Origin of the sequence: Salinibaculum salinum, assembly GCF_037645885.1 — an archaeon.
Taxonomy (GTDB): Archaea; Halobacteriota; Halobacteria; order Halobacteriales; family Haloarculaceae; genus Salinibaculum; species Salinibaculum salinum.
In genome coordinates, this window is sequence record NZ_JBBENW010000006.1 from 290,756 (window position 1) to 297,270 (window position 6,515).

Below are 6,515 nucleotides of genomic sequence, written 5' to 3' on the forward strand. Positions count from 1 at the left end.
GGGAGCGAAAATACCTTCCCACCGCTTCCCGACTGTCGGGTATGGACCAGACCGCTGTCACAGTCGCGGCCGTTCACGACGTCGGCCCCGACGCTATCGCCGTCGAGTTCGAGACGCCCGAGGGGTTCGAGGCACGGCCCGGTCAGTTCGTCAAGCTCATCGCTACCGTCGACGGTGAAGCGCAACCGCGCTTTTACACCATCTCCTCGCCCGACGTGACCGATACTTTCGAGATTACCATCGGTATCGACCCCGAAGGGGAAGTCACGCCGCGACTCCGGACGCTCGCTGCCGGCGACGAGATGACGCTTTCGGGACCGTACGGCGACGCCTACTACGAAGACGAGTCCCGCGTGCTCGTCCTCGCGGGCGGACCGGGTATCGGTCCCGCCGTCGGCATCGCAGAGCGCGCTCTCGACGTCGGCGGCCAGGCCGCTATCGTCTATCGCGACGACGAGCCAATCCACGAGGACCGTCTCGCGGACCTCGGCGCACGCGGCGTCGGCATCGAGATTCTCACGCCCGCCGAGACGCTCGACGACGCCGTCGCCGACGCGCTCACCGACGAGACACAGGTGTTCATCTACGGCTTCGCGGCGTTTCTGGACGACGCGACGAGCGCCCTCGAAGCGGCAGGGGCCGACCCAGAAGCCGCGAAAGTCGAGAACTTCGGATAGGGGCGATCTCGTCGGGGATCCAACGCCTACAGGTGTCAATTGCAGAGATATAAAGAGATTTGAAGTGGAGTCCCCTTCCTCTCGTCGTGGATTCTCGCGAGCGACGAGTTCCGAATCCGGTCCGATGGATGCTGCTCAGTGTCGGTATACTGCTCGCTCGCGGCGGCGTTATCGACCGCGAGCGCGCCGAACAGACGACGGATCTGGCGTGGCCACGCATCGTTACCGGCGTGGCGCGGATGTCGAAGTCCGCGGCCGACGTTGCGATGGTCGGCACGGCACTGGGCGCGGCGGCAATCGCGGGCGTCGGATTCGCGACACCGTTCTGGGGGCTGGCGTTCGCTGCCGGGGCCGGCATCGCCGGTGCGACGATTAGCCTCGTCTCCCAGCGCTACGGTGCCAACGCCACCGATGCAGTTTCGCTCGCGGTGACCACGAGCGCGCTCGTCGTCCTCGCGATCATGGTTCCGCTCGCCGCCGTCTTCTGGTCCGTTCCGGAATGGTTCATCGGTCTCATCGCCGGCGACGGCGCAGCACTGGACTACGGTGCGGCGTATCTCCGCATCGTGGCGCTCGGCGTTCCGTTCGCTGCGCTCAACCTCGTCGGGAGTCGGGCACTGGTCGGTGCCGACGACGCCTGGACGCCGATGATACTGCGTGTGAGCGGCGCCATCATCAACGTCGTCATCAATGCCGTACTCATCTTCGGAGTCGGCCTCGGCGTCGTCGGTGCCGCTATCGGGACGGTCGTCGCGAACGTCGTCGTGCTCGCCCTGTTCGCCGCGGGATTCGCCGGCCTGCGACTCCCGCTTGTCGGCAGGTTCCCAGTTACTATCGACGTCTCGGCACCTCCCGTAACGGCCGCCGAACTCCGCGATATCGTGACCATCGGCGCGCCGCTCGCGTTCACGAATCTCGCACGCCGCGGCGCACAGATACCGATGCTCGCCGTCGTCGCCCTGTTCGGCCCGGAAATCGCAGCGGCGTACGTCGTCGCGCGTCGCGTGCGTGACCTGCTCGATACGCCAGGGTGGGGATTCTCGCTGGCATCGAGTAGCCTCGTCGGGCAGGTGCTCGGCACCGGGGACGAACAGCGAGCCGGGACGTACGCCCGGGAGATTCTCCTGTTTGGGACCGTCGTGTACGCCATCGGCGCGGTCGCCGTGCTGGCGCTCGCCCGCCAGGTCGCGAGCCTGTTCGTGTCTGATCCGGGAATCGTTCCGCTCGTGACTCCCTTCGTCATGGTCGCCGCCATCAGTGTCGTCTTCCGCGGCATCAACGCCGGTACGACCGGCCCGCTCAGAGCCAGCGGTGACACGCGGTGGCCGCTCTACGGGCAGTTCATCGGACTCTACGCGGTGACGCTCCCGCTGGCGTACGCGGGCGCGGTCACTATCCCGTTCGGACCGCTGGCTGCGGTGACGCCGCTTGGGATAGAGGCGCTGTACGTCGCACTCGTCCTCGAGACGCTGGTCCCCGCAGTCGTCACGTACTATCGGTTCGGTACCGGGTCGTGGAAAGTCGTCAGTCGCGCGTATCGGCCCGACCCGTCGGCCGACGACTGATTTCGAGTGTTCGCCACCCGAGGTCGCGCAATTCGTTACAGACATTCAGCCGGCAGAATGAGGGAGGTGGCTCACTCGTTGCCGAGCTCTGGATACGTTAGCTGGAGTTCACCGTCGAGCGAGTAGTCGCTACTGAGAACGCCACCGCCGGTGAGCTCGATTGTCGCGTGGATTTTGAGGGCTGTCGCTGTCTCGGCTCCCGGGTTGACGGTGAGATTCAGTGTGCTGATCGTCTCATCCGCGAGGTCGTCGAGGTCGCTGATCTCGATGACCGTTCCGAGGTCCCGGTCGGGCGTGTAGAGTGCGATCGAGGGAGGCGGGGAGCTATCACCTTCGACTGGCGAGACGACGGCAACCTCCGCGGCAGATTCCGGTGCTAATTCGGGCATCCAGACTCGCAGTTTGATAGATTGTACTTCTGTCCCATCTCGGTGCCATATCTCGGTCGAGAGGTCGATGCAGTCGGACGAAACGCTCCCATCGACACCGAAATGCCCCACTTCCGAATCGTTCTCTGTGAAAATGAGAGCCTTTCTCCCGTCTGATTCGGTACGGACAGTCGGTTCAGAGAGCGTTTGCTTTCCCGCTACTGTGCTACACCCCGCTGTCGTCACGGCTCCGGTACTACAGACTGTCGCGAGGTACGTCCGTCGGTCCATAGAAGAGGCAAATACCGCTCTCAGTAAAGTGTTGGTGGAGACTCAAGTCAGTGTTTGTGTATCAAGAGTTTCGCTACCGTGCTGAGGTGGTGGAGGTGATGCGACTCCACCGGACTCCTCGAAACGACTCTTCTGTGAATCGAAGACGGCGGCAGAATGAATCCGGGATGTGGCAGACAATCGCGTGCGGAGCGTCGAATCCCTCGGCTGAAAACGGCTGAACAGACGGTCTGGAGTTCCGCCCAATAGCGGAACAACTCCAATCAGACAGACGTGAAATCTATATGCTGGAGAGTGAGACAGACCGGTGTTGAAATCCAACGGACGGTGACAGTAGAGTCGGCCCTCTGTCGGCACTTCAGAGAGAAGTCCCCTCCGGTATCATGAGGTGGTTGTCACTCACTGGGAACGAGACGGGGACATTTGTCTCCGCTTCACACTATATCCCAGGTATGCGGATAAAACGACGGGCTCAGTTGATGATACGTTCCCTCCTCGCAGCCGCGGTCTTTGCGGTGCTTTTGCCGCTCATCTTCGGAGTGTTCAACGCCGTCCGAACCGACGGTGACGGTTGGGAATCCGGCGAGGTCGTCCCGCTACCAACTCCTAACGAAACTGGCGACGTCTCTGTCGAAACAGCGATTGCAAACCGGCGCTCACGACGCGAGTACGGCGAGGACGCCCTGACCCGTGATGAACTCGGACAGTTACTCTGGGCGGCGCAAGGAGTAACGGAACAAACGAGCGGGCTTCGAGCGGCGCCCAGTGCCGGAGCACTCCATCCGCTCGAGCTCTACGCCATCGTTGGCACTCCCGGAGTGAAGGATCTCGAGACGGGTGTCTATCACTACCGACCTGAGAAACACGAGATTGTCTGTGGTGACTCCGGAAACATCCAATCGGAGTTACGCGCCGCCGCGCTGGACCAGGAGGACATCGAGGAGGCGCCCGTCGACATCGTCGTGTGTGCCGTTGACGAGCGGACCACCCAAAAGTACGGAGAACGGGGAAGAAAGCGGTACGTTCCGATGGAGGCCGGCCATGTGGGTGAGAATCTCTACTTAGAGGCCGAAGCACTCGGTCTGGCGACCGTTTCGATCGGGGCGTTCGAGGACGAGCGCGTCCGGGACATCGTAGGGGTACCGACGACCCAGCGGCCGCTCTATATCTTTCCCGTCGGGCGGTCCAGACGATGAACGAAATCCGCAGCGAGCCTGCAGCCACCGGCAGTCAGCCAACGCCCATTCCGGCGATGGTACGTCCTGCCTGCTGTCCCGGAGCTACTTGAATAGGGCGTTACTGAGTCATCGCTCTTGCGTGGCGAGAACGACGAAGTTCAGTCAGAGACCCCATGGATAGAGATCGGGCACGACATCCCGCTCTGCATGGAGTTCGAGTGGGTGAAGGGCACGGGTTTCGTCGAAATGCAGGAAGGCATCGTATCGTTCGAGCAGGTCCGTTGGCACGTAGTTCCCGGCTTCTCGAGTTGGGTGATAGACCACGCCGATGGCACGGTTCCCTCGCGGTCGAGCCAGGGCCGAATCCTCGGGAAGTTGCCCGGTTACCAGAAGTTGATCGTGCGCTCCAGCCAGGTGGAAGACATGCTCGTAGCTGCCCTCTCGGGCGGGAGGAACTGTCAACTCCTCCGATGGCTGCCCCCACGAGTCCGCGGCGATAACACTGCCCCGTTCGGAACCCATCCCGATCAGTGCTGTATCCGTTTTGCCATCACGTTGTCGCACCAGTTGGCCAATATTGAGTCGACCACGCGCTTCCATGTCGGTTGCCCGAGCGTCACCGACGTGGGTGTTGTGTGCCCAGACAATTCCTTTCGAATCTGATCCGTGATGGTCCTGGAGACGGTCCAGCGTCTCGACCATGTGCCGGTCCCGAACGTTCCACGAATCGATATTACCCCGGACCATCTCGCGGTAGTACTGCTCGGCGTTTTTTGCGACGAGCGCATTCTGTTCGGCAGTAAAATAATCGTCCCGGCCGTGGTCGTACTTCTGGACGTCTTCTCGAAGTCGCGTCAGGATATCGACCACCTCATCCTCGCAACTTTCGGGAACCATCCGAACCGCCTGCGCGTACTCTTGTGCGTCCTCACCGTAGGGTTCGAAACAGCGGTAGGCGTCCCTCGCGTCCGCTGCAGCAGCCGGATCGACATCGTCGAGGTACTCGATAACGGCCTCCAGCGACTCAAACAGACTGTACACGTCGAGTCCAAAGAACCCAACGCGGTCGGCTTCGGGAACCTCCTGATTGCGTATTTCCAGCCAGTCAAGGAACTCGAGCGTTTCCCAGTTCGCCCACATCCACGTCGGCCACCGGTCGAAGGCATCGAGAACGGCACGAATCGTGTTGTGCGAATCTTGCAGCCCCTTGACGTATCGATTGACCTCGTAACAATCTGTCCAGTCGCCTTCGATGGCGACAAACGAGAAGTCTTTCTCTCGGATGAGTCGTGCGGTCAGTTGCGAGCGCCAGCGATAGAACTCCGAGGTTCCATGCGAGGCCTCGCCCAGCAACACGTACTTCCGGTCCCCGAACCGCTCGACGAGATGGTCCAAATCGTCGGGGTCTTCGAACTCGCGAGCATGCGTTCGGACATCTGCGACAGCCGCGTCGATGTCGCCCGGTTCCGTCCACGACGTGCGGTCTTGTAGCGTCATGAATTGCCACCAGCAACCGCTTTCACTGGTCCGAATCGTCGGCTGATTTGCACCCTGAGCGGGCCGTCGCTGACTTCGAGTGTGTGGGTCATGGTAGCGATGGTGTCGCTCCGTCAACTATTACACGGATACGGGCATCCAAATATCCCAACGACAGTTCTCATCTGATAGTAAGCAGCGACCGGTATTTGCAATTCCTCGCCAGATTACCTGATCTGTGTGCCAGCGTCACCGGACAGTGCGTCCATCAGGTGGTCGGGCTCATCGTGATTCACGTACGCGCACTCGACATCCGTGAGAATAACGAGTGTGTCGGTTCCGAGTTCCGATGCGAGCAACTGTGAGGCTTTATCCTTGTCGACCACCGCTTCAACACCGTGGATATCACCATCGTCACGCACGACGGGAACACCGCCTCCCCCGGCAGCAATTACGAAATTTCCACGTTCCACGGGTCGGGCAATCTCTCCTCCTTCGACGATTTCGACGGGTTCGGGGGAGGGAACAACACGACGGTACGGGCGGTCACCGGTCGACACCTTTTGGATCTCGAATGATTTCTCAGCCGCTTCCGCTTCTATCTCCCAAAACAGACATTTTATCAGTTGATGAGCTCTAGCTCGTGTCCTCTTCGACAAATGTCATATACCAGTTGTTTGGATCAGTAATATGCAATCCATTCTGTGTCCAACTACCGGTGAGTGGCCTCACGACGTGTGTCGTTTGTGTCGTTAGAAACGAAAGTGGCGGAACAGTATCGGCGTGGAACCCGAACTCTCTCAGTACAGAGTCTGGAATCCCTTGAGGTGGGGCCATCCGTTCTAGTTTAGTGGAGAAATACCACGCCATCTGCTGATTGGAGACCGTCGCAACTACCTGTCTGAGAAACCCGGTGGGAGTTATGCCCTACTCACCACCGGATTCGGTGATTGTTGATCG

General features: G+C 60.7%; 7 protein-coding genes. 4 read left to right on the plus strand and 3 right to left on the minus strand.

Features of this window, described 5'->3' with window-relative positions:
* Positions 1-41: 41 nt before the first annotated feature.
* Together WDJ60_RS08460 and WDJ60_RS08465 are read left to right on the plus strand one after the other, a co-directional pair.
* On the plus strand, positions 42-677 hold the full coding sequence (locus WDJ60_RS08460) for an FAD-dependent oxidoreductase (RefSeq protein ID WP_340099925.1): 636 nt from the start codon (positions 42-44) through the stop codon (positions 675-677).
* A gap of 128 nt (positions 678-805) precedes the next feature.
* A complete protein-coding gene (locus WDJ60_RS08465; RefSeq protein ID WP_340099935.1) occupies positions 806-2,242 on the plus strand; it encodes an MATE family efflux transporter in 1,437 nt (478 codons plus the stop codon).
* A gap of 71 nt (positions 2,243-2,313) precedes the next feature.
* Here WDJ60_RS08465 and WDJ60_RS08470 read toward each other — a convergent pair whose 3' ends face one another.
* Positions 2,314-2,901, minus strand: coding sequence for a DUF8121 family protein (locus tag WDJ60_RS08470; RefSeq protein WP_340099926.1), 588 nt, complete (start codon positions 2,899-2,901; stop codon positions 2,314-2,316).
* A gap of 479 nt (positions 2,902-3,380) precedes the next feature.
* Here WDJ60_RS08470 and WDJ60_RS08475 point away from each other — a divergent pair, with 479 nt between their 5' ends.
* Entirely contained in the window at positions 3,381-4,097 is a 717-nt protein-coding gene (locus tag WDJ60_RS08475; protein WP_340099927.1) for a SagB/ThcOx family dehydrogenase, read from the plus strand.
* 144 nt (positions 4,098-4,241) lie between these two features.
* On the opposite strand, the gene WDJ60_RS08480 is transcribed toward WDJ60_RS08475, so the two are convergent.
* Both WDJ60_RS08480 and WDJ60_RS08485 read right to left on the minus strand, forming a co-directional pair.
* Positions 4,242-5,576, minus strand: a complete 1,335-nt coding sequence (locus WDJ60_RS08480) for an erythromycin esterase family protein (RefSeq protein WP_340099928.1) — start codon at positions 5,574-5,576, stop codon at positions 4,242-4,244.
* 206 nt (positions 5,577-5,782) lie between these two features.
* A complete protein-coding gene (locus tag WDJ60_RS08485; RefSeq protein ID WP_340099936.1) occupies positions 5,783-6,040 on the minus strand; it encodes an amino acid kinase family protein in 258 nt (85 codons plus the stop codon).
* Between WDJ60_RS08485 and WDJ60_RS08490 the strand changes: the two genes are divergently transcribed.
* Positions 5,954-6,133, plus strand: a complete 180-nt coding sequence (locus tag WDJ60_RS08490) for a hypothetical protein (RefSeq protein ID WP_340099937.1) — start codon at positions 5,954-5,956, stop codon at positions 6,131-6,133. The genes WDJ60_RS08485 and WDJ60_RS08490 overlap by 87 nt on opposite strands.
* The last annotated feature ends 382 nt before the right edge of the window (positions 6,134-6,515 follow it).

Excerpts from the sequence above, each read along its gene's own strand:
- WDJ60_RS08460 (WP_340099925.1), top strand. The coding sequence starts at position 42 with ATGGACCAGACCGCTGTCACAGTCGCGGCCGTTCACGACGTCGGCCCC.
- WDJ60_RS08465 (WP_340099935.1), top strand. The coding sequence starts at position 806 with ATGCTGCTCAGTGTCGGTATACTGCTCGCTCGCGGCGGCGTTATCGAC.
- WDJ60_RS08470 (WP_340099926.1), bottom strand. The coding sequence starts at position 2,901 with ATGGACCGACGGACGTACCTCGCGACAGTCTGTAGTACCGGAGCCGTG.
- WDJ60_RS08475 (WP_340099927.1), top strand. The coding sequence starts at position 3,381 with ATGATACGTTCCCTCCTCGCAGCCGCGGTCTTTGCGGTGCTTTTGCCG.
- WDJ60_RS08480 (WP_340099928.1), bottom strand. The coding sequence starts at position 5,576 with ATGACGCTACAAGACCGCACGTCGTGGACGGAACCGGGCGACATCGAC.